The 22,947-nt window shown below is 40.4% G+C and carries 25 protein-coding genes and 3 riboswitches; of the genes, 6 read left to right on the top strand and 19 right to left on the bottom strand.

Features of this window, described 5'->3' with window-relative positions; genetic code table 11:
* Positions 1 to 26: 26 nt before the first annotated feature.
* Positions 27 to 482: a MarR family transcriptional regulator MhqR gene (locus CKW02_RS06645; protein WP_003211701.1), complete on the bottom strand. Its 456-nt coding sequence runs from the start codon at positions 480 to 482 to the stop codon at positions 27 to 29.
* Between the two features lie 204 nt (positions 483 to 686).
* Between CKW02_RS06645 and CKW02_RS06640 the strand changes: the two genes are divergently transcribed.
* A complete protein-coding gene (locus tag CKW02_RS06640) occupies positions 687 to 2,192 on the top strand; it encodes a sporulation kinase KinD (RefSeq protein ID WP_034619953.1) in 1,506 nt (501 codons plus the stop codon).
* 47 nt (positions 2,193 to 2,239) lie between these two features.
* Here the strand turns inward: CKW02_RS06640 and CKW02_RS06635 are convergent, their stop codons facing one another.
* From CKW02_RS06635 to CKW02_RS06610, 6 genes are all read right to left on the bottom strand, one after another.
* Entirely contained in the window at positions 2,240 to 2,482 is a 243-nt protein-coding gene (locus CKW02_RS06635) for an aspartyl-phosphate phosphatase Spo0E family protein (protein ID WP_003211198.1), read from the bottom strand.
* A gap of 301 nt (positions 2,483 to 2,783) precedes the next feature.
* On the bottom strand, positions 2,784 to 3,314 hold the full coding sequence (locus tag CKW02_RS06630; RefSeq protein WP_003210925.1) for a 1,2-dihydroxy-3-keto-5-methylthiopentene dioxygenase: 531 nt from the start codon (positions 3,312 to 3,314) through the stop codon (positions 2,784 to 2,786).
* A gap of 16 nt (positions 3,315 to 3,330) precedes the next feature.
* Positions 3,331 to 3,969 (bottom strand): methylthioribulose 1-phosphate dehydratase, encoded by a 639-nt coding sequence (locus tag CKW02_RS06625; RefSeq protein ID WP_003210888.1) that lies wholly within the window; start codon positions 3,967 to 3,969, stop codon positions 3,331 to 3,333.
* Positions 3,933 to 4,628 (bottom strand): 2-hydroxy-3-keto-5-methylthiopentenyl-1-phosphate phosphatase, encoded by a 696-nt coding sequence (locus CKW02_RS06620; RefSeq protein ID WP_003211553.1) that lies wholly within the window; start codon positions 4,626 to 4,628, stop codon positions 3,933 to 3,935. Before CKW02_RS06620 ends, CKW02_RS06625 begins: the two co-directional genes overlap by 37 nt.
* Positions 4,629 to 5,849, bottom strand: coding sequence for a 2,3-diketo-5-methylthiopentyl-1-phosphate enolase (mtnW, locus tag CKW02_RS06615; protein ID WP_003211569.1), 1,221 nt, complete (start codon positions 5,847 to 5,849; stop codon positions 4,629 to 4,631). It lies immediately after the preceding gene.
* A 102-nt stretch (positions 5,850 to 5,951) separates the two neighbouring features.
* Positions 5,952 to 6,053: riboswitch (SAM riboswitch) on the bottom strand.
* 44 nt (positions 6,054 to 6,097) lie between these two features.
* Positions 6,098 to 7,288 carry a pyridoxal phosphate-dependent aminotransferase gene (locus CKW02_RS06610; protein ID WP_003211162.1) on the bottom strand — a complete coding sequence of 397 codons (1,191 nt, stop codon included), beginning with the start codon at positions 7,286 to 7,288 and terminating at the stop codon, positions 6,098 to 6,100.
* 165 nt (positions 7,289 to 7,453) lie between these two features.
* Positions 7,454 to 7,612: riboswitch (SAM riboswitch) on the top strand.
* Positions 7,613 to 7,691: 79 nt separating this feature from the next.
* On the opposite strand from CKW02_RS06610, the gene mtnK reads away from it, so the two are divergent.
* Positions 7,692 to 8,885, top strand: a complete 1,194-nt coding sequence (mtnK, locus tag CKW02_RS06605) for an S-methyl-5-thioribose kinase (RefSeq protein WP_034619956.1) — start codon at positions 7,692 to 7,694, stop codon at positions 8,883 to 8,885.
* Positions 8,886 to 8,891: 6 nt separating this feature from the next.
* Complete coding sequence (mtnA, locus tag CKW02_RS06600) at positions 8,892 to 9,953, top strand: S-methyl-5-thioribose-1-phosphate isomerase (RefSeq protein WP_003212483.1); 1,062 nt, start codon at positions 8,892 to 8,894, stop codon at positions 9,951 to 9,953.
* Positions 9,954 to 9,978: 25 nt separating this feature from the next.
* Here mtnA and CKW02_RS20575 read toward each other — a convergent pair whose 3' ends face one another.
* From CKW02_RS20575 to CKW02_RS06590, 3 genes are all read right to left on the bottom strand, one after another.
* Positions 9,979 to 10,113 (bottom strand): hypothetical protein, encoded by a 135-nt coding sequence (locus tag CKW02_RS20575; protein WP_003211599.1) that lies wholly within the window; start codon positions 10,111 to 10,113, stop codon positions 9,979 to 9,981.
* 91 nt (positions 10,114 to 10,204) lie between these two features.
* Positions 10,205 to 10,696 (bottom strand): methylated-DNA--[protein]-cysteine S-methyltransferase, encoded by a 492-nt coding sequence (locus CKW02_RS06595; protein ID WP_003211835.1) that lies wholly within the window; start codon positions 10,694 to 10,696, stop codon positions 10,205 to 10,207.
* Between the two features lies 1 nt (position 10,697).
* The gene (locus CKW02_RS06590; protein ID WP_003212003.1) at positions 10,698 to 12,893 is read right to left on the bottom strand and encodes a PAS domain-containing sensor histidine kinase; all 2,196 of its coding nucleotides are present in this window, start codon (positions 12,891 to 12,893) and stop codon (positions 10,698 to 10,700) included.
* Between the two features lie 293 nt (positions 12,894 to 13,186).
* Between CKW02_RS06590 and CKW02_RS06585 the strand changes: the two genes are divergently transcribed.
* Complete coding sequence (locus CKW02_RS06585) at positions 13,187 to 14,206, top strand: acyltransferase family protein (RefSeq protein WP_003212122.1); 1,020 nt, start codon at positions 13,187 to 13,189, stop codon at positions 14,204 to 14,206.
* 27 nt (positions 14,207 to 14,233) lie between these two features.
* On the opposite strand, the gene CKW02_RS06580 is transcribed toward CKW02_RS06585, so the two are convergent.
* From CKW02_RS06580 to htpX, 5 genes are all read right to left on the bottom strand, one after another.
* Positions 14,234 to 14,416 carry a hypothetical protein gene (locus CKW02_RS06580; RefSeq protein ID WP_003211111.1) on the bottom strand — a complete coding sequence of 61 codons (183 nt, stop codon included), beginning with the start codon at positions 14,414 to 14,416 and terminating at the stop codon, positions 14,234 to 14,236.
* Positions 14,409 to 14,573, bottom strand: coding sequence for a hypothetical protein (locus CKW02_RS20255; RefSeq protein WP_095117787.1), 165 nt, complete (start codon positions 14,571 to 14,573; stop codon positions 14,409 to 14,411). Before CKW02_RS20255 ends, CKW02_RS06580 begins: the two co-directional genes overlap by 8 nt.
* Positions 14,574 to 14,579: 6 nt before the next feature.
* Positions 14,580 to 15,098 (bottom strand): DUF421 domain-containing protein, encoded by a 519-nt coding sequence (locus tag CKW02_RS06570; protein WP_003211987.1) that lies wholly within the window; start codon positions 15,096 to 15,098, stop codon positions 14,580 to 14,582.
* A 97-nt stretch (positions 15,099 to 15,195) separates the two neighbouring features.
* Complete coding sequence (locus CKW02_RS06565) at positions 15,196 to 16,542, bottom strand: TrkH family potassium uptake protein (protein ID WP_003211513.1); 1,347 nt, start codon at positions 16,540 to 16,542, stop codon at positions 15,196 to 15,198.
* 143 nt (positions 16,543 to 16,685) lie between these two features.
* The gene (gene htpX / locus CKW02_RS06560; protein ID WP_003212518.1) at positions 16,686 to 17,585 is read right to left on the bottom strand and encodes a protease HtpX; all 900 of its coding nucleotides are present in this window, start codon (positions 17,583 to 17,585) and stop codon (positions 16,686 to 16,688) included.
* A 278-nt stretch (positions 17,586 to 17,863) separates the two neighbouring features.
* Here htpX and CKW02_RS06555 point away from each other — a divergent pair, with 278 nt between their 5' ends.
* Positions 17,864 to 18,577, top strand: a complete 714-nt coding sequence (locus CKW02_RS06555; protein ID WP_003211160.1) for a DUF1836 domain-containing protein — start codon at positions 17,864 to 17,866, stop codon at positions 18,575 to 18,577.
* A gap of 129 nt (positions 18,578 to 18,706) precedes the next feature.
* A complete protein-coding gene (locus CKW02_RS06550; RefSeq protein WP_003211343.1) occupies positions 18,707 to 18,901 on the top strand; it encodes an alpha/beta-type small acid-soluble spore protein in 195 nt (64 codons plus the stop codon).
* 39 nt (positions 18,902 to 18,940) lie between these two features.
* Here the strand turns inward: CKW02_RS06550 and CKW02_RS06545 are convergent, their stop codons facing one another.
* From CKW02_RS06545 to CKW02_RS06530, 4 genes are all read right to left on the bottom strand, one after another.
* Positions 18,941 to 20,125, bottom strand: coding sequence for an anti-sigma factor domain-containing protein (locus CKW02_RS06545; protein WP_003212335.1), 1,185 nt, complete (start codon positions 20,123 to 20,125; stop codon positions 18,941 to 18,943).
* A complete protein-coding gene (gene sigI / locus CKW02_RS06540) occupies positions 20,122 to 20,877 on the bottom strand; it encodes an RNA polymerase sigma factor SigI (protein WP_003210952.1) in 756 nt (251 codons plus the stop codon). Before sigI ends, CKW02_RS06545 begins: the two co-directional genes overlap by 4 nt.
* A 223-nt stretch (positions 20,878 to 21,100) precedes the next feature.
* The gene (locus CKW02_RS06535) at positions 21,101 to 21,886 is read right to left on the bottom strand and encodes a TerC family protein (protein WP_034619964.1); all 786 of its coding nucleotides are present in this window, start codon (positions 21,884 to 21,886) and stop codon (positions 21,101 to 21,103) included.
* Between the two features lie 30 nt (positions 21,887 to 21,916).
* Positions 21,917 to 22,088, bottom strand: a riboswitch (yybP-ykoY riboswitch).
* Positions 22,089 to 22,167: 79 nt separating this feature from the next.
* Positions 22,168 to 22,782 carry a DedA family protein gene (locus CKW02_RS06530; RefSeq protein ID WP_003210834.1) on the bottom strand — a complete coding sequence of 205 codons (615 nt, stop codon included), beginning with the start codon at positions 22,780 to 22,782 and terminating at the stop codon, positions 22,168 to 22,170.
* Between the last annotated feature and the right edge of the window lie 165 nt (positions 22,783 to 22,947).

Genomic DNA, 22,947 nt, shown 5'->3' with positions numbered 1-22,947 from the left:
AGGGAGCTCTCGGCTTCCTTTTTTATTTATTCTTTATGATCATATAAATGTTTTGCACGCAGTCCCACATGTTTAAGCATGTCAATGCAGGCATCCTTCTCTTCTTCGCTCAGGACACTGATCATCTCATGAATTTCTTTCGCATGATCTGGGAAGATATCATCAAGCAAAGCTCGTCCCTGCTCGGTAATATGCGCAAATGTGACCCTGCGGTCTTCTGCACAGGCCTTACGACTGAGGAGTTCTTTCTTCTCCAATTTATCGACCACATACGTGATACTGCCGCTTGCAAGTAAAATCTTATCACCGATTTGCTGAAGCGGCTGATCCCCTTTATGATACAGCAATTCTAATACTGCAAATTCAGTCGGATTCAGCCCGTGCTTCACAATATGTTTGTTCATGTGATGATTAATTGAGCGATAGGCACGTGATAATACAATAAATAATTTCAAAGATTTTTCAACATTATGATTTTCCATTTTTTATCATCCTTTATGAAATACAACCCACTAATGTGACATTAATAAACAATAAGTAAAATGTCAACATCTTGATCTATCTTTAGCATGAAAATGAGACCAGAACGAATCACCTAATTTTTTAAAAATCACACAAGTCATCGTAATAAACATAGGTTCAATGCTATAATAAGTCTATTAGGTAATACGTTGGAGCGATGAATGATGAGTATACTGAAAGGGTTTTGGAAGAAGATCAGGCTGTACCTTATTTTGGTCATGATTCCAACCCTAATCATTAGTTATTTTATCTATGAAAAAGAAACGGAAAAAATCGACTTAAAAAACAAACAAACTGCTACACTTATGTTAAATATTCACAAAAACCAAATGAATTATTTAATTAGTGAAACAGAAGCGAGATTAACTTCACTTGCCATGGGATTTGACCAGCCTCTTGAGACGAAAAAAGTAAAAAACATCCTAGAGAAAATCTATAAACAAGAACCTCGTTTTTCAGGTCTGTATCTCCTAGACAAAAAAGGAAATGTAACAGTAAGCACCACACCATTAAAGGAAAAAATCAACCTATCATTCAGAGATTACTTTAAGCGCATTCAAGTGACCAAGCAGACGGTGATCACAGATAACTATGTTAGCCGAATTACAAAACAGCGGATTCTTTCCATTTGCGTGCCTGTGCTGGATGAAAACGAAGAAGTCACCAATGTGCTAGTCGCCGCCATTCAAATTGATTATTTAAGAAATATTATGAATGTATTGAACCCTGATCTTCATTTTAAGATGCTGAATCAAAATGGACATGTCGTGTTTACAAGTGGTCCACAGCCAGCATCAGAAAATGGCAGCACCGTGTCTACATATTTAGATGAAAACAGCTGGAAGCTAGAGGTCTATCCGCAGCGCGCTTCTACAGGTGAAGTGCTGTCTGTTATGCTGATCCCTTTATCCAGTGCTTTTATTTTATTAAATATTTTATTCACACTTGTTCAATATGTCATTTTAAGGCGTCAAACCCAGCAGGAGCGTCACCAAAATGAAGCGCAAAAGCTTGAATTAATCGGAACCCTCGCAGCAAGTACGGCACACGAAATTCGCAACCCATTAACAGGGATTAGTGGATTTATACAGCTTTTGCAAAAGAAGTATCACTCTGAAGAAGATCAGCTCTATTTTTCTGTCATTGAAGAAGAAATTAAACGAATCAATCAAATCGTCAGTGAGTTTCTTGTATTAGGGAAACCAACGGCAGAAAAATGGCAGAATAACTCTGTCAAAGAAATTGTCAGTGAGATCATGCCGATCGTTTTCTCTGAGGCGAACCTTTATAATGTTGAGGTTGATTTGCAAATTAATACGATTCAAGATGTTGGGGTATATTGCACAAAGGATCACATTAAACAAGTCGTATTAAATGTAGCGAAGAACTCGTTAGAAGCGATGCCAAATGGCGGTCATTTGAAGATTTTAATTGAGGCTGAAAAAGAACATGTCATTATTAAAGTGAAAGATACGGGTGAAGGCATACAAGAAGAAATGTTAAAACATATCTTCCTCCCTTTTATTACGTCGAAGGAAAAAGGGACAGGTCTTGGGCTTGTTGTGTGTAAACGAATCATTTCGATGTATGGCGGAACAATTGATATCGAGAGCGAAGTGAATAAAGGAACAACCGTCATGATCATGCTTCCTTCTGCTCACTCAGCATAGCTGAAACATTCAGCCGGTTTTGCTTAGGCAAGACCGGTTTTTTCATGTCAATAAGAGGGACGGTTCACAGATAGAAGACTCATTTGAGATACAAGATCATGAAAGGAGGGGGCAGATTGTTTCTCATGAAAAAGGAGATGCTGATACTCATTCATCAGGTTGTCCAGTTCTTGACTATATTTAATTGTCGTCTCACCAGTGTAGCCTTCTGCTTGAGCAGCTTCTACCATCTGTTTTCTCTTCTCATCAATGGACATTAGCAATTGTTCTTTTCTTACATAAATATTCATGATCTCAGCTCCCGCAATGAATTCGACTGTCTATGCTCAAAATGATCCGACACCAAAATTATACTTTATTTGTAAATTAAATTAAATATGCTAATTTTATTTAATTTTTTACAGCCTAAAGACCTCTTACCCAATCATATTTGGGGGTAAACTTCAAATTTGGACAGGACTGACACATGGATTAAACAGAATTTTATCCTATGTAGAAGATCAAAATCAACTATTTTCTTTCTCATTTTATGTCTATTTCCCTAAAAAAAAGCTGATCTTCCGCCTCATGCGGAATGATCAGCTTTTGTCATTAAACCTTTTCTTCCTCGTAAATTGGCACCCAGCCCTCAGTTGTGACAAATATGCGAACGGCAACCACTTTTCGATCCTCTTGAAGTGTAAAATAGTGACGAATATGTGGCGGAACAGAAATTAAATCGCCTGGATTCAGTCTCACGTCAAAAAAGACGCCATCCTTACCTTGAATGGCAAAGATTCCATGTCCGCTTACAATAAAGCGTACTTCGTCATCTGTATGGTGATGCTCACGCTGAAAATTTTGGAGCAGGTCATCTAGGTTTGGTGTGGCGTCAGATAATGAAATCACATCCTGCGCTTTGTATCCTCGTTTTTCAGATATACTCTCGATTTCCTTTTGGAAAACAGTCAAAATCTCTTCCTTTTCCTCATCTGTTAAATCATACTTTTCTGATAATCGGTTTGGCAGCTTTGCAATATCCCAATGCTCATAAATGACCCCTTGGTTTTCTAAATAGGCTGCCACCTCTTGCTCGCTTTCAAGTAATGTGTTCTCTTCGTTATGAATCAAAATCGTCGCCATTTGCTTTTCCTCCTTTTTATGTGACAAGCTGCTTTTGATAAAGCGTTAATTTTAAGTGGTAGCTAAACAAAAATTCATACGCCTCTAATACTCGTTTTGCTTCAGAGGCTGTTTTTCCCCAGACTGTGATGCCGTGATTTCGAATGAGCACAGCTCCTGATTCCGACTCTTCAGTGAGATGCTTTGCAAATTGTGCTGCAAGATGCGGGATATGGGCTGGATTTTCAATAATCGGTAACGACACTTCTGCATCCTCTTCCCAGTAACCAAGCGCTTTGATGATTTCGTTTCCTTTGAAACGAACCTCGCCCCTATCCCCATACAGCTCAGACATCACATTATTATCGATTGTATGAACATGGAGACAGCAGCCTGCATTCGTCTGCTCATACACGTAGTTGTGAAGCAATGTTTCAGCTGATGGTCTAAGCGGTTCGTTCGGATCAACAGGCTTACCTGCTGCATTTACTAAAACAAAGTCTTCATCTGTTTCTTTTCGTTTATCTTTGCCGCTTGCCGTCACCAAAAACGTGATTGGATCATCCGACACCTTGATCGATAAATTGCCGCTTGTTCCATAAAACCAGTCTCTTTGTGCCAGTTCACGTTTGACGTCTGCTAGCTCCTGCCAGCGCTTGCTCTTTGCGTCTGCCATTCCTTCACTTCCTTTATTTGATCAAATTGTGCTTTAAGATCAATAAATGTTTCATACTCTTCATGAACAAGCCCGAGCTCTTTACATTCGTTTAGCAAGTAGTCACGCGCAAATGTGAGATCCGCATGCTTTGCCGCCTCCACATCGGTGACTGAATCTCCAATCATGATAATGAAGTCATTCTCACAGGTCAGCTCTCGAATGATTGACGGCTTGCAGCATCCGCAGCCATTTTGACATTGCGAATCGCAGGCATGCGGCCATTCAATCTGAATATGCTCTTCCCCAAATGACGCATGATTGCAATAAATATCGTCTCGATCCACAATGCCCTCGAGTATGGGATAAACAAAAAAGTCCATCCCGCCGCTTAGCACATAGAAGGGAATATCAGCCTTTTTCACATGATCAACAAATTGCTTGAATCCTTCTCGAATCTCTGTATCTTCTAAAATAAACGATTGAATGGCTTCTTTTTGATCACTCGTCAGTAATTGAAACATCTGCCCGACGCCTTCTTGAATGGTGATCTCCTTTGTGAGAACATCGTCCTTCAGCTTCGTCCATTCACTTGGTGCAAAGTGTTTCATGATGCGAATGATATTATCATTTTTCGTAATGGTTCCATCAAAATCACAACATACAATTGGTTTTTTCATTTATTCTGCTACCCTTCCCCATAGTTCAAGTGCTGCTTTTAAGTCTTGGCAAGAAGCTGCCTTCTCTTGGATCGACTCTCCATGTATCACCGCATCAATGATCGATCGAAATGCTTTCCCTCCGCCGATGGCTCCACGCGGATGTCCGTGAATTCCTCCACCAGCATTTATCACATGATCGAGTCCAAAATCTTTCATCAAAACTGGAACCATTCCAGGATGAATGCCTGCTGACGGAACAGGGAACGTTTTTTGAACCGAATCCTCTTTTACACAAGCTTCATAGATTCCAAAGGCATCTTTTTTCGGAAGTGCGACCGACCCATACGGTGAGGGAAAAAGACTCAAATCAGCGCCTGCATATCGATTTAATTTACCTAAAAGAAGTGAATGGGAGAATCCATATTCGTGCGATGTTGTCAAAGCGCCGCTTACTGCGGGATGGGCCATAATAGGCAATCGAATATCTGGATCCTCAGCTAAGCTTTGCATGACATCTAACCCGTAGGCAAAAACATTGAATAAGAGTGCATCTGCTCCAAGCTCAGCTGCCTTTCTTGCTCGATCCTTTAGTTCAAAGGTTCTGCCTGTTAAATTAACGGCATATAGCGTTCGGTGCCCTGTCTCTTCATATGTTTCTTTTAATATCTTTTTTCCTTCTTTGATTCGTTCTTCAAAAGGGGCTAGTGGGCTCTCAAATAAAATTTCATCGTCTTTGATAAAGTCAACGCCGCCTAATGCTTGTAAACGGAGCTGTTCTTTTAAATCTGCCATATCACGGCCAATGACACCTTTAAAAATACTCATCAACAAAGGTCGATCAAACACGCCTACTTTTTTTCGTATGCCACCAATTCCAAATACCGGTCCTGGCAGACTTCTTTTCAATCGATCCGAGAATTGAATGTCGATTAGCTTCACTTTTCCATCTAGTGAAAGCTTTCCAAAGATCGTCGTCAAAACGGCCGGAATATCCGCTGAAAAGTTAGCCTCAGGATAAGCAATGGTCACCTCAGATTGATATAGGCCATTTTCGGCTGGAGCAAACTTTTCTGATACCTTTTCCACCCGGCCTTTATGCTTTTGAAGCTGCTCTTTTTTGAGCTGCGGCAAATCCGTCCATGATCCAACTGTTAAACCAAGCGCGATCTGCTCCGCTTTTCGGTTTACTTGTTCATCCTCTCGATGTGTTAATACGTATGTTGCCAGTAATTCACTCACTAGGAATCCCCTTTCGATTGCGTCATGCATATGGTCAATAAAAAAACCTCTCCAAGTGCTTTATCAGCGCCTTAAAGAGGTTGTTTCGTGTCATTCATCCGAATCTTATCTCTCAGCGCTTGCTGCAAGAATTAGCACCGTGCTTCATGGAAGTCGGTTGCCGGGCTTCATTGGGCTAGTCCCTCTGCCTACTCTTGATAAGAATATTCAATTTTCTTAAATATTGTCTGAATTATCGCACCGTTTATTCATGTTGTCAATGGCTTATTTTCAAACAGATTCAAGGAATCGATTCGCCGAGCGGCTTCTTTTAACCGCTCCTCATTTGTTAAAAGTCCTACTCTCACGTATCCTTCACCGTGAGTACCAAACCCATTCCCCGGCGCCACAACCACATGTGCTTTCTCTAATAATACGCCAGCAAAAGATTCAGATGAATATCCTTCTGGCACCTTTAGCCAAGCAAAAAACGACCCCTTTGGTGCAGTGACCTCCCAGCCAATCTCCTTGCAGGCAGCAATCCACACATTTCGCCGATTCTCATATCGATCATTTTGCACCTGTACGCACGTTTGGTCGCTTAACAAAGCTTCCGCTGCCGCATCTTGAGTGGCTTTGAACAGTGAAACAAACAGGTGATCCTGATATAGCTCAATCGCTTCAATAACAGACGGATTTCCTGCTGCAAAACCTACTCTCCAGCCGGCCATATTATACGTTTTAGACAATGTGTATATTTCAATTCCTGTCTCTTTCGCTCCATCTGTTTGCAAAAAGCTGATTGGCTTTTCCCCATCAAACCCAATGCCGCCATAGGCAAAATCATGGACAACACAGAGCTTGTGATCTTTTGCGAATGTAACGGTTTCTTCAAAAAATGAACGGCTTGCCGTGGCACCTGTCGGATTGTTGGGATAATTTAAATACATCAACTTTGCTTTTTCCTTAACATCCTCAGGCAACCTGTCATAGTCAGGTAAAAAATCATTTTGTTCAAGAAGCGGCATCGTCACCATCTGAGCTCCAGCAAGCACAGCACCTGACCAATAATCAGGATAACCTGGGTCTGGAACAAGGAGCGTATCACCCGGATTCAGCAGGCATTGCGGCAGCTCAACAAGCCCTGCTTTCCCGCCAAATAAAATCGCAATTTCCGTCATCGGATCAAGCGTGACACCATATTCTCTTTCATAAAAGGCAGCGGCAGCCTTTTTTAATTTCGCTGTTCCGCGGAATGACGAGTATTGATGATTTTCAGGTTTTAATACCGCTTCCTGCATGGCTTTTACAATGTGCGCGGGAGTTGGCTGGTCAGGATTTCCCTGCCCTAAATTAATAATATCTGCGCCTTCCTGCACCTTTTTCTGGACCTTTTGGACAAGGGATGCAAAAAATTGTGTCGGTAATTGTTTCAATACATCTGATTGCTGGAATTCCATTTTTCTTCACCTTCTATTCAAGTTACGTAGCAATACAAATACTGTAATGGATTGTTTTACGAATTGTAAAGCAATTTTGAAAAAGGATTGACATGTGAAGCGCAGCTCTGATAATATCTTGAATTAAGAAATGCAAACAGACACGAGACAATGACATATTGATTTCTCTTATCGAGAGTTGGGCGAGGGATTTGGCCTTTTGACCCCAACAGCAACCGACCGTTAATACCACTGTGAAGTGGGGCGCAGCAAGTAAGCGCCAAGACAATTGTCTTATAGGGCACGGTGCTAATTCCATCAGACGTATGTGCTGAGAGATAAGAGAGGCTTTGAGCATACACGCCATCAAGCCTCTTTCTCTCAGGAGAAAGAGGCTTTTTTATATGATTTGGAGGGGAAGCAATTGGTTACACTTACGGCATCATATGAAGAATTAACAGAAAGCTCGGCAGTTGCACTCGCAATTAGACTTGGCTTGATCCAAGAAAGTAGTCATTTGACATGTACGGAAATCGGGGACGGGAATTTAAATTACGTCTTTCATATTTTTGATCATAAACAAGAAAAAGGTTTGATCATCAAGCAGGCACTGCCCTACGCCAAGGTGGTCGGAGAGAGCTGGCCGCTTACATTAGACCGTGCGAGAATCGAAAGTACTGCCCTGATCAAGCAGTCAGAGTATACACCGCACCTCGTACCAGCAGTCTATTATTCAGATACAGCTCTTGCTGTGACGGCAATGGAGGATCTATCACACCTCGAAATCGTCAGAAAAGGGCTAATTGCCGGAAAACAATATCCGCATTTATCCGATCATGTCGGAGAATTTTTAGGAAAAACACTTTTTTACACTTCTGACTTTGCCACAAATCCTAAAATTAAAAAACAATTTGTGAAGCAATTTACGAATCCGGACCTTTGTGACATTACCGAAAAGCTCGTCTTCACAGATCCTTTCTTTGATAGCGGCACAAATGATTTCGAAGAAGAATTAAGAGAAGCTGCCGAAGCGCTTTGGGCAGATCTTGAAGTGCAGGCAAAAGCAGCTGAATTGAAGCGTATTTTCCTGACATCTGCCGAAACACTTGTTCATGGAGATCTTCATACAGGCAGTATTTTTGCAAGTGAGACGGAAACAAAGATCATTGATCCAGAATTCGCTTTTTATGGTCCCTTCGGATTCGATATCGGTCACTTTATCGCTAACCTGTTCCTAAATGCTTTGTCTCGTGAGAATGAACACGATCAGCAGCACCTTTTTGACCATGTCGTCAATGTATGGGCAACCTTCAAAGAAGTGTTCGCAAAAGCTTGGAAAGAAGACAGCATTGAAGCGTTTAGTGTATCAGACAGTTTTTTAGAAACAACCTTTGACCGTATTTTAAAAGAAGCGACAGGCTTTGCGGGCTGTGAACTTGTCCGCCGAACGATTGGCCTTGCTCATGCCGCTGATCTCGATGCGATTCCATCACCATCTAAACGGATTCAGCAGAAAAAAGCAGCACTTACGCTCGGAAAAACATTCATCAAACAATATCATGCAGTGGAAACAGCGTCTGACCTCGTCGCATTATTCCAGCAATCTGTAAAGGAGTGACGGGTTTTGTCTAAAGAATTTGAAGTCCCCCGTTCTGTCGAATGGGAAGAAAACTATATTAACATTTTGAATCAGCAAAAATTACCGGCAGAAACTGTGTTTGAGCATCTATATACAAAAGAAGACGTGTATGATGCCATTGTCACGTTAAAAGTGCGGGGAGCACCTGCCATTGGCATTACAGCAGCTTTTGGACTGGCGCTCAGTGCCCAAGACATTGAGACAGAAGAAATTGATGTGTTTAGACAAGAAGTCATTCAGATAAAAGAATATTTAAACAGTGCTCGTCCAACCGCTGTGAATCTAGCCTGGGCATTAGAGCGATTGTTGCAGCGCATTGATCGTGCAGCTTCGGTCAATGCAGCCAAAACAGATCTTGTCCATGAGGCCATTCAAATTCAAATTGAAGATGAAGAAACATGCAGACAAATCGGTCAAAATGCACTCCAGCTCTTTAAATCGGGTGATCGGATTATGACCATTTGCAATGCAGGCTCCATCGCCACGAGCCGGTACGGAACAGCCCTTGCTCCATTTTATTTAGCCAAAAAGAAAAATCTCGACCTTCACATTTATGCCTGTGAAACACGCCCTGTTCTCCAAGGGGCTAGGCTGACAACATGGGAACTCATGCAAGGCGGCGTAGATGTGACGCTCATTACAGATAACATGGCAGCCCATACGATGAAAGAAAAACAAATTTCTGCAGTCATTGTTGGAGCTGATCGCATTGCCCGTAATGGAGATACGGCGAACAAGATTGGCACGTTAAGTCTCGCCATTTTAGCCAAGCATTTTCAAATTCCGTTTTTTATAGCTGCACCGCTTTCTACCTTTGATATCTCAACCAAAAACGGGGCAGATATTCCAATAGAAGAGCGTGACCCGCTGGAAGTAAAGGAATTAAACGGCGTCCAAATTGCACCACCTGATGTTCAGGTATTCAATCCCGCCTTTGATGTCACTCCTCACCATCTCATTTCAGGGATCATTACAGAGAAAGGGATTATTACGTCGAACTATACAGAAGAGATTGATGCTCTGTTCACTGAAAGCATCTCACTCTGATCATAAAAAAAGCGCCGTGTACTTCTTATTTAAGAGCACCGCGCTTTTTTATTTCATTCGTTTTTGCTAAAATTTCTTTTTTCTGTTCTTCTGTCAAAACCTTCATTTTGACACATAGTGATGTGACGGCATACATTTTATTCTTTTTGTCCCAAAACATTCCCTAGCGCCCTCCTTTTTCCCTCAACCAACTTTTTTAGCTTAATAAAAGGATATGTCGCATGGAAAACATTTGGAACAGGTCAATCGATTTATTTTTGAACAAATGGGATACCTTCTAATTCAAGCAGAATCGCTTTTATATCTGTCTTCGTTCCTGCATAGCCCGTCAGAGAACGGTCTTTTCCAATCACTCTGTGACAGGGAATAAAAATAGGTAATGCATTGCGTCTATTGGCTTGTCCAATGGCTCTCACAGCCTTTGGGTTACCAATCGCTTTTGCAATGTCTGCATAACTTTTTGATTCACCATACGGAATAGTCGAAAGTGCTTCCCACACTTGCTCTTGAAACGAAGTTCCCTTTTGCTTGAGCGGGAGATCGAATTCTTGGCGCTCACCCTTGAAATATTCATCTAGCTGTTTTTTTGCTTGTTGTAATACAGACGTTTCTTCTTCTTTTAAATTGGATGCTTGCTTTTTTGCTAAAAACGGCTCATCATCAAACATCACTTCGATGATGGCATCGTCTTTTTCTAGTATGTATAGTGCCCCAATTGGTGCGTGATAGACGGTATAATACACATTAATGCTCTCCTTCTTGTTTCTTCTGCCTCAGTGGCAGCGTGAGATGGAAGACGGTTCCTACCCCTTCCTCACTTTCTACCTCAATCGTTCCTTGATGCTCTTCAATAATTTTATAACTAACCATTAAGCCAAGTCCAGTTCCTCTTTCTTTTGTCGTATAAAATGGTTCCCCTAGACGCCTCAGCTTGTCCTCTGCCATTCCGCACCCTTCATCCCGCAGTGAAATGACAATATGCTCTTCGCCCTTCCGCTGAATGCTCACATAGACATTTCCTTTTCTCGGCATGACTTCAATTGCATTTTTTAAAATGTTAATAAAGACTTGTTTTAATTGGTTTTGTTCACAATAAATGAGCGGAATCTCATCAATCACATTGAGATGCATTTGAACGTTGCCAAGATTCGCCTGTGCGTGCAACAGATCCATCGTGTCTTTCACAATTTGCACCACATTTTTTTCTTCAAATACGATGGCTTGCGGCTTTGCTAAAATCAAAAATTCGGTGATGATCGATTCAATTCTTTTCAGCTCTGAAGTGATGACATTGAAATAGAGCGAATACTCCCCTTCTATATTTCCTTTTAGCAGCTGAATGAAGCCTTTTAATGCTGTCATCGGGTTTCTAATTTCATGCGCAATTCCAGCGGCAAGCTCTCCGACCACATGAAGGGTATCTGATTTTCTCACCCGTTCTTCTAATTCCTTCCGCTCTGTCACATCTCTAAAGATCGCCAAATTCATATTATGAATGATGTTGCGTTTAAAAGAGAATTCCAATATCCGCTGATCTGGGTGGTTCAGCACAAATGGCACTTCATTGTCCATTTCATCTAATGACATCGCCTGGGCAGGCTGTGCCAAATGTTCAATTTGATAAGGCGCAAGGATATGGAAAAGGTTCATTTCCGTTAAATGATCACTTTTCAATCCTAGTAGCTCGCTTGCGGATGGATTGACTTCGATAATGCGGTATTGGTTATCAAACAGAACAATGCCGTCCATTGATCCATTAAATACTTTACGAAATTTGAGCTCACTTTCGCGCAGCTCCTCCTCCATCCTTTTTCGATCACTCACATTACGTAAAATGGTTAAGTGCTGTCCTTCTAATACCGCATGCTTTGATGTAAACTCGAGCTCTTTAAACTGACCATTTGCCATTCTGAACAAAAGCTCTTCCCTTATTTCGTGATTCCGAATATATCGTCTTCTAGTCGGTCTATATCTCTGATCAGATTTCACGAGAAAGTCTGTGAGTTTTTTGCCAATCAGTGAATGCATAGGCAATTCAAAAATGCGGCAGGCTGATTCATTGGCTCTCACAATCTCTCCATCATCCGCCCATATGATGATCGCATCCATTGCATTTTCAAAAATTTTTCTAAAGCGTTCCTCACTTTTTAACAGCTTTTCTTCCATTAACCTTTTTTCTGTAATATCCCTCATGATCGACATATAAAAACCACTCATCACATTTGATGTAATGGTGAGCTCGAATAATTTGTACTGGCCAGATTGAAGGGTAACGGGAAGTTCTCCCTTGGCTTTCCCTGTTTCTTTAAGTGACGTTAAAAGGTGCTGTAAGGATGGAAGATTTTCTTCGTCGACAAATTCATGTAAATAGCGATCGGTTAAATCAGTCTTTTGCAGCTCAAAGCTCTGACAAAAAGAATGATTCGCATCAATCATGCAGCCATCCTGATCAAAAATGACCATCCCGTCAATGGCTCGGTCAAACAAATCTTTGAACAGCTGCTCATTCATGGAGCGTTCTCGTTCTAATATTTTCTTTGAGGAAATATCTCGCATGACGACAATATATTGCTGATTCATGGTGTCGTGCTCTGCGACAAATTCAATGTATTTTGTTTCACCATTTTCCAGCTGAATGGAGATTTCTCTTTTTAACGTACCTTTTCGAAAAAATAGATCGAGTGAGCATTCAATTTTATCTTTCGGGATGCCGTAAAGGAAATCTAGAACGGATTTATTGAGGAGGTCTTCTTTCGGTGTCTGTACAAGCCTGCATGTTGCTTCATTGGCTTGGATGATGTTGAGGTGTTGATCAAATATGAAAATGGCATCTAACGTCTTATTTAACAGCATTTTTTGCTGCATCAACTCTGTTCGCAAATATTCGTTCTCTTTTTCTAATTTTCTGATATCTTCTGCGCCATCGAGCGTTTCAGTCATTCTCTTACACTCCTTTTCCAGCCTCATTCCTCTACAATATTTCTACAATATTTTCATTGTTCCTTCATTCGACTCATAAAAAAAGATAACTTTTTACACGAAGACTGTCTCATTTATTTCATTTGGATGACAGGATCGAACCTCGATTCTCTTTTCTTACGCTTCTTTTACAGCCGTTCTACAATTTCACATCAAATAGCGAAATGAGCCAAAATGTATTTTAAAATGGGGCAAATACGGGAACAGTGCACTTAGAACATTTATGTTTAAAATCGAGCAGGAAAGGTGATGTTATGGCATCTTCACGAGATAGTTATTTTGATAATGCGAAATTTCTTCTGATTTTTCTAGTTGTTTTTGGTCATTTGTTACGATCATTCATTCATGATAATGATTGGATGCTTTATTTATACAAATTTATTTATACTTTTCATATGCCTGCCTTTATTTTGGTTTCCGGCTTCTTTGCAAAAGGGTTTAGAAAGCCAGGTTTTATGAAAAAAGTTGCTATTAAGCTGATCATCCCATATTTCATTTTTCAGGTGATCTATTCCGTTTACTATTATCTCTTGCAGGATCAAAGCATGGCCAATTTAAATCCAATTGATCCGCAATGGTCTTTATGGTTTTTAATTAGTTTATTCTTTTGGAATTTGCTGCTCATTCCTTTTTCTAAACTGCCATTTCACTGGGCGATGATCGTCAGTTTGTCGATTGCGTTACTTGTCGGTTACGTGGACAGTATTAGCAATACGCTGAGCTTATCGCGTACGTTTGTCTTTTTGCCGATGTTTTTAGCTGGCTTCTATTTAAAAAAGCAGCATTTTGAATTCATCCGTACAAGTAAAGGAAAGCTGTCAGCACTTCTTGTATTAATGGCTGTATTCTTGTTTTGCTATTTCTATGAATTTGATTATTCCTTCTTATTTGGATCACAGTCATATGCTTCTCTTGGTGATGAGGGAGTGATTGCGGCAATGAAACGAATGGCATGGTATCTGCTTGCATTCGGCGCTACATTCAGCTTCTTTGCTTTAGTGCCAACACGCCGTTTCTTCTTTACAAAATGGGGCACAAGAACGTTATATGTGTATTTATTACATGGCTTTGTCATTAAGCTGCTTAGAACGACTTGGTTTGATGACTGGGCCTTGAATGCAGCAAGTGTGGTCATGTTATTGCTGCTGACCATTCTGTTAACCTTTACCCTGTCTAGCACCTTTGTTAAAACCGTTGCACAGCCAGTGATTGAGCTCAAAATGACCAATCTCATGCGTACAATCACCGGCAGGCAGGGCAGTTATAGCAAATAAAAAACGATCCCGCACGGATCGTTTTTTCTATTTTTCATTCATGTGTCCATTGTGACATTCAGCATCTTTCTTAGGCTTTACAAGCGTATCAATCCATTTGCTGCTGTTGATATCTCCAAGCTCACTGCCAAATTCCTCTTCTAAGATATCTGGGTCCATTGGCTTTTTATGGTCTTTCATGTCCTTGCTTTTTACATGCTTCTTAGTCACGAGATCCTCCCCCTTGTTTCCCTTTATGAGAATTTCGGTTTGCTTGACGATCTCTTGAATGTTCATCAAATTGCGTTTTTCCTTGATCATGTGCCATGCTTTCTGTCGGTGTCATATTATTTGTCAGTGCTTCATTTTTCGCTGCTTTTCTTTTCATCTGAAATCAGTCCTTTTTTGACATATTTAGTTCTTCTCTTAATTGGTCTAGAAGTTCCTTCATTTGTTTGACCGTCACCGGCTTTTCCTCTGGCTTTAACTCATAGCCGATTTGTCCATTGGCTTCTAGGGTGGCTTTTTTGAGACTGCTGATGTCTGTAATGCCTTGCTGCTTTAAGCGCATTTTGAATTCATCCCTTGTGAGCCGCGTTTTCTTCAGCTTGTGATCAAGCATTTCTCCATCCTGCAAAATGACCACAGATTTCCCTGAAACCAATTTTTCAAAGAAATCAGATTGGATAGACAATTTTTCCATGATGACGAGTGCAATGATAAATGTAGCGGCGGCATAAATCGTTTCAAGTAAATTGTGCTCAATAAAGGGTTGGATAATAATCGATCCGATTGAAATCATGATCACTGTTTGTTGAACAGTTAATTGACTAATGGATTTAGGCCCTGCTATTCTCAGCAGCAAGGTACCAACTAGCAGCATGACAATTGCTTTCCATATTACATCCAGCACGTCTCGTTCACCTCTTACCTATAGATTGCGAACATCCCATGTGATTTAGCCAGTTAGATAATGGAAATAAAAAAACAGCATTCGCTCGGAATGCTGTTTAGCCGATGATGACGCGCTCTTTCGGATAATGATAATTCGCTTCGCTTTCTCTTCGGCCAATTAAATATAAGAAGCTTGGAATGCCGATCCGTCCAATAAACATGACGACCATAATGATACATTTACCGAACACCGTAAGGTCCGAGGTGATTCCTAGCGATAGCCCTGTTGTTCCGAATGCAGAGCAAACTTCAAATAAATTTTCTAGAAGTGTATTATGCTCGGATAATGATAACAGGAACGTAGCGCCAAACACCAAAATAAAGGCCATCATCGTCACCATCAAGGATTTGTTAATATCCGCTTGATGAAGCTCTCTTTTGAAAATTTTAATGGACTTATTTCCCCTAGCAAAATGAAACAGTGCGAGTAAATTAAGAGCAAACGTAGTTGTTCGAATTCCGCCTCCCACAGAGCTTGGGGAAGCCCCGATAAACATAAGCATACATAGAAATAAAAGGGTCGGTTCTGTCAGCTGGGTAATATCTAATGTTGTCAAACCCCCACTTCTTGTTGCGGTCGATTGGAAAAAAGAATAAAACAAGATTTCGTGCCAGCTTTTCCCTAGGAAGCTGAACCCGGCTTCAAGTGCATATATGCCAATCGCTCCAACAACGACAAGACCGCCAAACGTAATCGTTGTGATTTTTGTAAACAATGAAAACGATGCGTGCTTTCGGTCCTGATTAAATAAATAATCCTTTACTTCGACGAGCACAGGAAAGCCAATCGCTCCAAAGATGATCAGCAGCATCGTAATAAATTGGACAAAATAATCATCTTTGTAAGGGATGAGCGAGTTCCCTGTAATATCGAAGCCCCCATTGGTGGTCGCACTAATACTTGAGAAGAAGCCATGCAAGAATGCTCCTTGCACATCGTAATATTTGAGAAAATACATGCTTAAAATCAGACCGCCTAAAAACTCAATGAGCAAAATTAAATATAAGACCTGCTTCATTAATTTCACAATACCTGATAAATTGCTCTGGTTTTGATCTGCCATGATGAGCTTTCTTTCTTTAATCCCAATCCTTTTTCGCATGACAATCCACACAAAGGTACCGAGCGTCATAATGCCGATACCTCCGATTTGCAGGACAAACGCAAGGATCCACATACCTGCCACACTAAATGTTTGCGAGGTATCAACGACAGTGAGTCCTGTGACACTTACCGCACTCACCGCCGTAAATAAAGCATCAATAAATGTCCATTTCACTCCCTCTTGATGAGCCACTGGGAGGCTGAGAAGAATAAGTGATACGGTTACAGCAAGAAAATAATAGAGGGCAATCAGCTGAAATGCTGACAGCCGGTCAATTAGCTTTTTGATAGGATTCATTGTCATTCCTTCTTTTATCTATCTTTTCGAATACTTTATCATTTTAATGAAAAGAGACATGATTTTAAAGATATTTTATGCTTTATTTTCTTTTTCATCAAAAAGAAAAAGACATCCTGTTGCAGAATGTCTTTTCGTCTTTCTTATTTTGCTTCTAGTCTTCTGATTCTTTCGTTTAAATCAGGGTGTGTTGAGAAAAGAGAAGCTTTTCGTTTACCACTGATTTTAAGCGTAGCAACTGCTGTTTGATCATCATCTTTGATTCTTGACGTATACGCCTCAAGTGAGCGAAGCGCATGAACCATTTTATCTTTACCGGCAAGATCAGCTCCGCCGCGGTCTGCATGGAATTCACGGTGTCTAGAATATGCAAACACGACAAGGCTTCCTAGGACAGAGAAAATGATTTGGAAAACAATCACTGCAATAAAATGAACAATCGGAACAAGCTCTTCACGCGAAACAAAGCGGCTTGCGATCCATGCCGCAATTCTTGAAAGGAAGACAACGAACGTGTTGACGATCCCTTGAAGCAGCGTCATTGTCACCATATCACCGTTCGCAACGTGAGCAACTTCATGAGCGATTACACCTTCAACTGCTGCATCATCCATTTCATGAAGCAATCCAGTTGAAACGGCAACAAGTGATCTTCTCTTAGAAGGACCTGTCGCAAAAGCATTTACTTCAGATGATTGATAAATACCAACCTCAGGCATTTTAGAAAGGCCTGCTGCTCTTGATAATCTGTGCACGCGGTCAACAAGCTGCTGCTCATCATATGTTAATGAATCCTTTTCAGGGTTTAACACACGCACACCCATCATCATTTTTGCCATCCAGCGAGACATCGCAAGTGACATGAACGAGCCAACAAAACCAACAACTGCACTGAATACTAGCAGTGCCACCAAATTAATTCCACCGTCTGCTCCTATATAAGAACCAACACCAGTTGCTGCACTAATAACCGACAGTACAATACCAATCGTAGTGATAACAAGAATGTTCGTTAATATAAACAGAAATATTCTTTTACCCATACATAACCTCCGCTGTCATATTAAGTTCATTTGAACTTATTAATAAAATTATAAAAATAAACGTCTCAAATTGCAAGGAAAAAGGAATCATTCCTTCTGTTTATCATAACGGCTTAAGCCCCGTCACTTCAATATTTACGACTTTGCCACAGCTGAAAAGTGAACAAATTGTGACGCCGCGTTCTGTATTTTAGTTTATTTTGCATTTTCATCAAAAAGAGATTATGATGTTGAATTAGATCAATAATCACGTTTTTGACGTACAAATGAGGTGGAACATGGTGACTTTTAAATTAACGAGAATTGACATGACGAGACTTCTATATTCTCTAAAAGGAGAGGGAGATCTGACTCCGCTTCAGCTTTTGAATCTATCTGTAAAGGGCGATAAGGATCATGAATATGATGAGTTAAAGATCCCTTCGTTTTTTGAGAAGCTCGAACGGCGGAAGCAAAAATCAGAGCACGGTCTTTCTACAAATGAAATTGTTGAGCTTGGCAACTTGTGTGAGCTAACGTCTCTTAAATCGACGGCGATTCAAAATTGGATCAAGCGTGATATTAAAGATATGATTGGTCATCCAGAGCTTGGCAAGAAGTACTCCATTGATCAGGTCGTTATTTTATTAATTGTCAGGGATTTAAAATCAGTTTTTGACTTTGATGCCATTCGCATGATCTTATCTGCCTTATTTAACACGATCACAGATCGAACAGATGATATTATTAGTCCAATCCGTTTTTATGAAGCATATGCGCACGTCCTAGATTTTATTTATCACCATACACATTTTCCGTTAAAGGAAACAAATTTACGAGAAATGACTGAGGAGCAGACCGACATGCTCCATGAAGAGTTTACAGAATTAACGAAGAATCAATGGAATTTGATTAAAGGCATTATCAGTTCTACCGTCTTCTCTGTGTTCACTTCCCACTTGCAAAGTACAGCGCAAGAAATGATGTTTAATACGCTACAGGCGGCTAAATAAGGATAAAAGAAAACCGAGGTGATGAGGTCACCTCGGTTTTTTTGTGCAGCAATTGCCAGCATAATTGTACGCCGTTTTTTTCAAAATAAGAAGGCGCAACAAAGATGAGGTGAAAGGAGGAATATGGACATGGCAAATCGAAATCAGCTTCTTGTTCCTGGAGTAGAACAAGCATTAGATCAATTTAAATACGAGATCGCTCAAGAATTTGGCGTGACTCTCGGTTCAGATACAGTCGCACGTGCAAATGGTTCTGTTGGCGGTGAAATTACAAAACGACTCGTTCAACAGGCTCAATCACAAATGGGCAATCAATCTAAATAAAAACATGGTGAAATACGCCGGAGCTATTCTGGCGTTTTTTTATTGTTCATATGTGTGCTCATACCGGTTCTCACGATACGGGGACGGTGCACCTTTTCCTTGCTTCTTCATATGGTCTTTTTTTCGTTCAGCGGACGGCTGTTTCTGATCCCTGTCGTTTTTTTTTGCGTGCTTTTCAGCACCACCACGTGATGTGCCGTTTGGATTCCTTTTGTCACCAGGTTCCGTTGAGTGATTTTTTTTTTGTTCTTTATCGATAGAACGATCCTTTTCTTCCTTTATTTGATTGTCTTTGTTTTTATCATCAGGTTTTGTTTGGTGAGGCTTTTGAATAGATCCTTGCTCTTCCCTCTCTTGATCCTTCTGCTCTTTGTCTTCAGCTTCAGGAGCCTCTTGATCTGGCTTCATCTCTTCGCTATCGTCTGTCTTGACGTCTTCTTGTTTGTCTTTGTCTGCTTGATCTTCATCATCTTTTTTAGGCTCTTCTTCTTTGACAGCATCACTCTCTGCTGCGTCTTCATCCTTTTGAATGCCTTCTTGTTCTTTGTCTTGGATTTCTTGATTTCTGATATATGTGCCTGTTGAAATGCCTGCCTTTTGAGCTTTTTCTCTTGTTTCCAGGTCACTTTCTACAGTTTCTAGCTTGTAATCGCGCTTTTGATATTCACCAGAGATGGTGTTAATTTTACTTTTGACGTTGGTTTTATATGTATGGTCCTGCTTGTTTTCATAAACCGTTGAAATATAAATGCTCTTAGAGTGGTTCACATAACCTTTTTTGTCACAGTCATCTATGATTTCCTGCACAACCTTGGTCATGTCGTTTTTTTCTAAATCCTTCATACTAGCCAGTACTTGTTTCGCATCTTTATTCAGTGGTGTGACACCGATCACTTGATAATTGTGATCAAGCTTCAGTTCAAAGCTTGGATTAATGTCAATCGTCATATATGCATATGCTTTTTGACTTGAGAAAGATGGCATCATAGTAAAAATCACGACAATAATCGCTGCGATTGATAGGATTCCTGCATTTAATGGACGTAAACGAAGCAAGTCAAAAAAACCGGCTTTTTTTCTTTCGAGACGTGATTCATTCGGAAATGTCACTTCTTGACCGATTTTATAATCTTGCTGTTCATATTTTGTCCGCAGAAATTGTCCATCAGGGGTCAGCAGCGTGACATATTTTTTGTTTTTCTCTACTATAATGCCTCTTCTCATGAATTAAGCACCCCTTTAAGGTAATCTTTCAAATACACATAATCACCCGTCATAATGATCGCCATCGCAATGATATATTTTCTATTTCTCTCAATCGTTTTCCGGCTGACTTCCACTAGCTTTTCAAGCTGTTTGACTGGCAATTGTTTTTTCTGAAATAAAATGGTTCTGAGCTCATCGTGTTCAACGAGTGTGTGAGCTACTTTAATGGCATTTTGCCTTGCATCTGCATGCTTCGGTGAATGTTCAAGCAGCTCTTGAAACGTGAGACCGTATACTTTCAATCGTTCTTTAAAATGTTCAATTTCTTCTCTTCTGTGTTCTTGTTCAATTAAACGTCTATATTCGTTTGCAGACAGCTCTGCTTCAATCATGCTTTGAGAGTACTCGCCATTTTCACTTTCTTGCAGGTCCATTTGAACCGTTGGCGCATTTCTCGCTTCTTTTCGAATATAGTCGATCACTTTTCTTTTAATAATTAATTCTGCGAAAGCAAGGAGTGAGTTTCCTTTTTCGGCAGAGTATTTTTCTATCGCTTCATTAAAGGCAATTAAGCCTATGCTGAATTCATCATCTTTTTCATCTATATATCGTTTACAAACGGATGAAACCGTCTTAGCGACAAATGGTTTGTATTGCTCTATTAATGCATTTTGCAGCTCGATATCACCTTGTTGAATACTGATAGCCGACTGCTCTAATGTTTGCTTTTTCTTTCCTTTTTTAAACAAAAGGCTAAGCAATGGTTTCACCTCAGTTCTCCCTATATTACTCATTTATGATAGCTAATTTATGAGGGAAGCGCAAAGGAAGAAATGAGGAATTCAATTCCTGTTACTCAATTATGACAAGCATATCATCATCTACTTTACAGTGTTTCGTCTAAATGCAAAGAAATAAGGGGGTATCTCCCCCTTATTTGTAATATACGTGTTATGAAAATGAAATGATATTTCTTTCAAAAACCCTACTCTTCTAGGCGCGCATCTCTTGTTTTTCCTTGTTTTCTTGCCCACCCTTTCTTGATGGATTTGATAAAAACCAACCAAATGCTGCAATTGCGAGAAGCACTGTCCAGAAAATCACTTTCCATAATGTTGAATGAATAAAATGAGACGATACGACGCCAATGGCTGGATGTGACAGTGTATAAAGCGTGAGCTTCACACCAACCCATCCGACAATAACAAAAGCTGCTGTTTCTAGGCTTGGTCTTGTTTTAAGAAGTTTCACAAAGACAGTTGCTGCAAATCGCATGATGACAAGACCGATGATTCCCCCTAATAGAATGACAATAAATTGACCGCCATCAAGTCCACCGATTTGCGGAAGACTTGTTTTCGGCAAAGTTACGGCTAATGCGACCGCCGCTAAGATGGAATCGACAGCAAAAGCAATATCAGCAAGCTCGACTTTTACGACTGTTGCCCAGAAGCCGCTTTGCTTCATGTTTGTGTCTGATTCCTTTTTCTTAAATACGTGCGATTTTAAAATATGGTGAATGGAAATATAAAGAAGATAAATTGCACCAATGGCTTGAACTTGCCACACATCTACTAAAAACGAAATAAGAAACAGGGAACCAAATCGCATGACAAACGCACCCGCAAGTCCGTAAAACAATGCTTTTTTCCTTTGTTTTTCTGGAAGGTGTTTCACCATTACAGCCATGACCAGCGCATTATCAGCGGCTAAAATTCCTTCTAATCCAATCAGTACGAGAAGAACCCACCCGTACTCTAAAATAATTGCTGCATCCATCATCATTCCTCCTTGTTTTATCTATTGTCCCACAACAGTCAAAGGCTTATGAATGCAAAAAAGACCTTTGCCTGTAATGGCAAAGGTCTTGCTAGACATGTGATATGTAGAATCATGCCAACAAAGCCGATGGAACTTAAGTCCATGTAATGACGACTTTGTTTCCGGTAAAAACCGGACGCTACTCCCCTTTGGTGGGATTTAAGAATATTTAGATTACTTATATTTTAATCAATAGACACTGTATTGTCAACAGGGGACTTTCACCTCGGGTCCAGTAATTAGGCAGTTGGCGTTTCTGCTTTTCTTTTTCTACGTTTCAGCCATATATACATCACGAACAACAACACAATCCCGATCCCAATCGGCAGAAGATATGGATCTAACATTGCGCCAACCTCTTTCCAGTTCTCCCCGAGCACAAATCCAAGATACACATATACAAATGTAATAGGCGTAATCGCTAAAAACGTGTACAGGCAAAAGACCCACACATTCATCTTGGCAATACCGCACGGGATGGAAATAAGCGTTCTGACTCCTGGAATAAACCGGCCGCTAAATGCGACGAATCCACCATGCTTTTCAAAGAAGGCATCCGATTTATCAAGCGACTCCGGTTTAACAAAAAAGTACTTCCCATATTTATTTAAAAAGGGTCTACCGCCATAACGTCCTAACCAGTACAAGGTCAAAGGGCCAGCCACGCCGCCAATAGAGCCGGCTGCCACAACACCAATGAAGGCCATGTCCCCTTCTGAGACCCAGTAACCCGCAAGAGGCAGAACCACTTCAGCAGGAACAAATTCAATACATAATGCAAGGAAGATGCCAAAGTACGACAAGTTCTTAAAGGCATCAGCTAAAGAAATAATAAAATCTTCGATGTTTATCAATCCCTTTCACACATAATCGTTTAACTGATTCTATCTCTTTTAGAATCGCACATATATTAAACGAATAAAACCGAAGAAACGATTCACTTTTCGTCGTTTTTTTACATTAAATTTGATTTTACTATAAAAGACAGGTGAAAAAAAGTTGATTGTGGTATTTATGTG

It is taken from the genome of Bacillus pumilus (assembly GCF_900186955.1).
In the GTDB taxonomy this organism is placed as follows: domain Bacteria; phylum Bacillota; class Bacilli; order Bacillales; family Bacillaceae; genus Bacillus; species Bacillus pumilus.
The sequence above is the reverse complement of the archived record's forward strand: the minus strand, read 5'-3'. Positions and strand labels throughout refer to the sequence as shown.

Excerpts from the sequence above, each read along its gene's own strand:
- CKW02_RS06555 (WP_003211160.1), top strand. The coding sequence starts at position 17,864 with ATGGTGACTTTTAAATTAACGAGAATTGACATGACGAGACTTCTATAT.
- CKW02_RS06585 (WP_003212122.1), top strand. The coding sequence starts at position 13,187 with ATGGCATCTTCACGAGATAGTTATTTTGATAATGCGAAATTTCTTCTG.
- CKW02_RS06550 (WP_003211343.1), top strand. The coding sequence starts at position 18,707 with ATGGCAAATCGAAATCAGCTTCTTGTTCCTGGAGTAGAACAAGCATTA.
- htpX (WP_003212518.1), bottom strand. The coding sequence starts at position 17,585 with ATGGGTAAAAGAATATTTCTGTTTATATTAACGAACATTCTTGTTATC.
- CKW02_RS06545 (WP_003212335.1), bottom strand. The coding sequence starts at position 20,125 with ATGAGAAGAGGCATTATAGTAGAGAAAAACAAAAAATATGTCACGCTG.
- CKW02_RS06590 (WP_003212003.1), bottom strand. The coding sequence starts at position 12,893 with ATGACTGAAACGCTCGATGGCGCAGAAGATATCAGAAAATTAGAAAAA.
- CKW02_RS06625 (WP_003210888.1), bottom strand. The coding sequence starts at position 3,969 with ATGGCAGACGCAAAGAGCAAGCGCTGGCAGGAGCTAGCAGACGTCAAA.
- CKW02_RS06610 (WP_003211162.1), bottom strand. The coding sequence starts at position 7,288 with ATGGAATTCCAGCAATCAGATGTATTGAAACAATTACCGACACAATTT.
- CKW02_RS06565 (WP_003211513.1), bottom strand. The coding sequence starts at position 16,542 with ATGAATCCTATCAAAAAGCTAATTGACCGGCTGTCAGCATTTCAGCTG.
- CKW02_RS20255 (WP_095117787.1), bottom strand. The coding sequence starts at position 14,573 with ATGAAAAGAAAAGCAGCGAAAAATGAAGCACTGACAAATAATATGACA.
- CKW02_RS06640 (WP_034619953.1), top strand. The coding sequence starts at position 687 with ATGAGTATACTGAAAGGGTTTTGGAAGAAGATCAGGCTGTACCTTATT.
- CKW02_RS06535 (WP_034619964.1), bottom strand. The coding sequence starts at position 21,886 with ATGGATGCAGCAATTATTTTAGAGTACGGGTGGGTTCTTCTCGTACTG.
- CKW02_RS06630 (WP_003210925.1), bottom strand. The coding sequence starts at position 3,314 with ATGGCGACGATTTTGATTCATAACGAAGAGAACACATTACTTGAAAGC.
- CKW02_RS06645 (WP_003211701.1), bottom strand. The coding sequence starts at position 482 with ATGGAAAATCATAATGTTGAAAAATCTTTGAAATTATTTATTGTATTA.
- CKW02_RS06635 (WP_003211198.1), bottom strand. The coding sequence starts at position 2,482 with ATGAATATTTATGTAAGAAAAGAACAATTGCTAATGTCCATTGATGAG.
- CKW02_RS20575 (WP_003211599.1), bottom strand. The coding sequence starts at position 10,113 with ATGTTTTGGGACAAAAAGAATAAAATGTATGCCGTCACATCACTATGT.
- CKW02_RS06620 (WP_003211553.1), bottom strand. The coding sequence starts at position 4,628 with ATGAAAAAACCAATTGTATGTTGTGATTTTGATGGAACCATTACGAAA.